This is a genomic window from Mycobacterium sp. TH-M106 (assembly GCF_057473765.1).
In genome coordinates this window covers 1-3347 of the sequence record NZ_JBYCLE010000112.1, presented here as the reverse complement: position 1 = coordinate 3347, position 3347 = coordinate 1, and the positions used below count along the sequence as shown (strand labels likewise).

Sequence of the window (3347 nt, the reverse complement as noted above, 5' to 3'; positions counted from 1 at the left end):
GCTCGGCGCAATGGTGCGCTGGGCGTGAACACCACCGGCATCGACTCCGGGCCGCTGACGAAGTTGGCCGGGCGCAGCGGCACGGTGGCCACGTCTGTGAGCCGCAGATCGGGCATCCGCGCCAGCACCCGCCCGGTCATTATGCTCAGTTCCAGGCGGGCCAGCTGGTTGCCCGGGCAGAAGTGGGCACCGAAACCGAATGCCAGATGGCTGTTGGGGTTCCGCTGGATGTCGAAACGCTCCGGAGCGTCGAACACCGACTCGTCGAAGTTCGCCGACTCGAACAGCAGCATCATCTTCTCACCCGCGTGCAACCGGGTACCGTGGAACTCGGCGTCGGCGGTCAGGGTTCGGCACATGTTCTTCACCGGTGATGTCCAGCGCAGCATCTCCTCGATGGCGCCGGGCAAAAGGCCCGGATCGTGGCGCAGCATGTCCCACTGGTCGCGGTGGCGCAGCAGCTGTTCGGTGCCGCCGGAGAGCGTGTGCCGGGTGGTCTCGTCGCCGCCGATCAGGATCAGCAGCGTCTCCATCACGATCTCGTCGTCGGACATCCGGTGACCGTCCACCTCGGCGTTGATGAGAACCGAGTACAGGTCATCAGCGGGTTCGGCGCGCCGTTTGGCGATCATGCCGATGGTGAACGCGGTGTAGGACGCGAAAGCGTCCATCATCGCCCGCAACGTCGGCGACTCCGGGTCTAAGTGTGAGCTCTGCCCGGCCACCAGGGCATCGGACCACTCCAGCAGCATGGCACGTTCTTCGGGCCGCACCCCGAGCATGTCGCCGATCACCGCCATCGGCAGTGGGGCGGCGATGTCACGGACGAAGTCGCACTCCCCGCGTTCGCAGACCGCGTCGATCAGCGTGTCGCAGAGCTTCTCGATGGACGCTCGCTGGCCGTGCACCCGCTTGCGGGTGAAGCCGGCGTTGACCAGTTTGCGGCGCAGTAGATGCTCCGGGTCGTCCATGTCGATCATGTAGGGCATGCCGGGCTGGTCCGGGCGGATGCCCCCGGTGTTGGAGAACAGCTCAGGATTGCGCTCGGCGTCCATGACGGCCGCATACGTCGACGCCGCGGCCAGGCCGTTGCGGTCCCGGAACACCGGCTCGTTGGCCCGCATCCACCGATAGGCCGCCCGCGCTTCGCCGCCCGCGTAGAAGTTGCCGTCGGTCAGGTCGATGTCGGGTTTGGTCTGCGGTATGGCCTCGCTCAGCACTCCAGTCATTCAAACTCCTGGCTTAGCGTCGGATTACAGTAGACGTCATGGCCGTGTCACAACACACCGTCGCTGGCACTGTGCTTACCATGCCGGTCCGGATTCGTCAGGCGGATGTGCATACTGCGATGTTCGAGGTGGCGGCGGAGGCGGCGCAGCGGATGATCGACTACGCCGGACTACAGGTCTGTCAGTACCGGCCCGGCTGCGCCGTAGTCAACCTGATGCTGGCCCGCTACATCGACGGCGACCTAGGCCGCTACCACGAGTTCGGCACCGCCGTCATGGTCAATCCGCCAGGCTCGGATGCGCGGGGGTGGCGAGCGCTGGCCAGAGCCGGTGCGTTCATCCACCATCTGCCGGTCAACCAGGAGTTCACCTGCGAAGCGGGCCGGACCATCTGGGGTTTCCCGAAGATCATGGCGGACTTCACCGTTCGCGACGCCGGGCGATTCGGCTTCGACGTCAGCGAGAACGGTGCCCGTATCGTCACCATCGAGTTCGGCCGCGGGCTGCCGGTGCCGCCGATATTCACCGCGCGACCGCAGGCGCTGACGGCCTACAGCCACACCGACGGCGTCACCCGCGAAGTCCCCTGGGAGATGCGGATTTCCCGGCTGCGCGCCAGGCTCGGCGGTACGACGCTGCGGCTGGGTGAGCACCGCTACGCCCGAGAGCTGGCATCGCTGGGTCTGCCGAAGCGGGCGTTGCTGTCGGCGTCGGCCGGCAACGTGGGGATGGTCTTCGGCGATGCCCGACCGTTGAACTGTTAGATCTTGGCTTCCCGGCCCGCCCAATACGGGTCGCGCAGTTGACGTTTGTATAGCTTGCCGTTGGGATCGCGCGGCATCTCGTCGATGTAGTCGATCGACTTGGGGCACTTGAACTTCGCCAGCCGCTGCTGCGCGTAGTCCAACAGTTCGGCGGTGAGCGCTGAGCAACTTTCCGGGTCGGCGACGACGCCGCGCGCTCCGTCTATGGGCTGAACGACGGCCTTGATCTGCTCACCCCAGTCGTCATCGGGCACCCCGAACACCGCCACGTCGATGACCTTGGGGTGCATGATCAGCTCGTTTTCGATCTCGGCGGGATAGACGTTGACACCGCCGGAGATGATCATGTTGGACTTGCGGTCCTGCAGGTACAGGTAGCCGTCGGAGTCGAAGTAGCCGACGTCGCCGACGGTGAACAGGTCACCGAACCGGTTCTCCACGGTCTTCTTCTCGTCGTTGTGGTAGGCGAAACTGGATCCGGCCATCTGCATGTAGACGGTGCCGGCCTCGCCGGCCGGTACCTCGTTGCCGTCGTCGTCAAGCACCTTGACCACCGAGTAGGACCAGGGCCTGCCGACCGAACCGGGATGGGTCAGCCACTCCGCCGCCGTGATGGTGGTGCCGCCGCCCTCGGTGGCGGCGTAGTACTCGGTGATCACCGGTCCCCACCAGTCCAGCATCCGGCGTTTGACCTCCGGCGGGCACGGCGCCGCACCGTGGATGACGTTGCGCAGCGACGACAGGTCGTAGCGGCTGCGCACCTCCTCCGGCAACGCGAGCAGCCGGCGGAACTGGGTGGGCACCATGTGGCTGTGGGTGACTCGGTGCTGCTCGATGAGGTGCAGCATCTCTTCGGGATCCCATTTGTCCATCAGCACGACCTTGTGGCCCAGCTGCAGAGAGATCGCCGCAAAGTTCAGCACCGCAGTGTGATACAGCGGCGACCCGCACAGGTGCACATGGCCGTCGAAGGGTTGCAGGCCGTACTGCGCGAAGAAGCCCGCGGCAGCGGACGGGACCTCGTCGGGGTCGGCTCCGGTCAGCGGGCGCTGCACACCCTTGGGCTTGCCGGTGGTGCCCGAGGTGTAGAGCATCGCCGCGCCCATGGTGCGGATGTCGGGTCGTCCCTCGGGCTCGCCGGCGCCGAGCGCCGACAGTCCGGTGAAGCCGGCGATCTCGCCGACGGCGAACCGCGCTGGAGCGGGCAGGCCGGCCTCGTCGGCGGCGATTCGGCATGCTTCCGCGAAGCGTTCGTGAGCGACAAGGACTTTCGCACCGCTGTCGGAGAGGATGTAGCCGATCTCGGGGCCGGTCAAATGCCAGTTGACCGCGACGATGTACAGGCCGGTCTGCA

General features: G+C 66.2%; 3 protein-coding genes. 1 reads left to right on the top strand and 2 read right to left on the bottom strand.

What is annotated here, in order from left to right:
* The coding region (locus tag AC2VOP_RS04015) for a cytochrome P450 (protein ID WP_486959773.1) at positions 1–1229 on the bottom strand (1229 nt) is incomplete at its 3' end.
* A gap of 38 nt (positions 1230–1267) precedes the next feature.
* On the opposite strand from AC2VOP_RS04015, the gene AC2VOP_RS04010 reads away from it, so the two are divergent.
* The gene (locus AC2VOP_RS04010; protein ID WP_486959772.1) at positions 1268–1993 is read left to right on the top strand and encodes an acetoacetate decarboxylase family protein; all 726 of its coding nucleotides are present in this window, start codon (positions 1268–1270) and stop codon (positions 1991–1993) included.
* Here the strand turns inward: AC2VOP_RS04010 and AC2VOP_RS04005 are convergent.
* Positions 1990–3347, bottom strand: a 1358-nt coding sequence (locus AC2VOP_RS04005; RefSeq protein ID WP_486959771.1) for an acyl-CoA synthetase, incomplete at its 5' end; no start/stop codon positions are given. The two genes, AC2VOP_RS04010 and AC2VOP_RS04005, sit on opposite strands and share 4 nt — an antisense overlap.

What these genes read in the sequence shown, in the direction of transcription:
- AC2VOP_RS04010 (WP_486959772.1), top strand. Translation starts at nt 1,268, where the DNA reads ATGGCCGTGTCACAACACACCGTCGCTGGCACTGTGCTTACCATGCCG.